Here is a 579-nt window from a genome sequence, read left to right as displayed (position 1 = left end):
CCACTAGCCGAGGGTTTTGGCGTTCACCGGACAGCAGAGCGGCCCTGGCGTGATCATGTGCGTTGCTGAAGCACCCATGATCACTAACCAAGGCCGTGAGGATGAGTCTGCTGGACGATCCTGCCCGAGTCGAGTCGTTGACGGTGTTGTCCCGGTTCCGGACCGACTTGTATGACTGCCTGACCGCACGAGCGGACGCGCTGTTCGAACTCACCGACGCGTTGCTGTGCGCCGACGGGGCGGTCAGATCGCTGGTCGATCTGACGCTGACACCCGAGCATCGGCGCGGCCATGGCGCCCCCTACGACGCCTTGAACTGCGGAGACGTCGAGGAAGACCGGCTGCGTGGCATGCTGGCCGGCCTACCGCTGCCCAAAACCGTGATCAAGCTAAGCGAGAAAAACCCCCGGACGCCGCTCTCGCGCATGGCAGGGACCGCCACCCTCGCCCGGATTCAGGACGAAGGTGAGTCAGAAGGGCGGGGTGTCGTGGGCTGGGTCTGGGCGAGGTGGTGGGTGGGGTTCGGGTTGTGCTGCTTGTGGTGGTTCGAGCCATGGGGGCAGGTCGTCGCCGGGGAGC

1 protein-coding gene is annotated in these 579 nt (G+C 65.5%); it reads left to right on the top strand.

Annotated elements, in window-relative coordinates:
* Nucleotides 1-101 precede the first annotated feature (101 nt).
* Nucleotides 102-579 (top strand): transposase (locus tag Pth03_RS41195; RefSeq protein ID WP_203949961.1); only part of this gene is annotated, 478 nt, incomplete at its 3' end.

Origin of the sequence: Planotetraspora thailandica (assembly GCF_016863335.1) — a bacterium.
GTDB lineage: Bacteria > Actinomycetota > Actinomycetes > Streptosporangiales > Streptosporangiaceae > Planotetraspora > Planotetraspora thailandica.
This window is presented reverse-complemented; position numbering and strand designations above follow the sequence as displayed.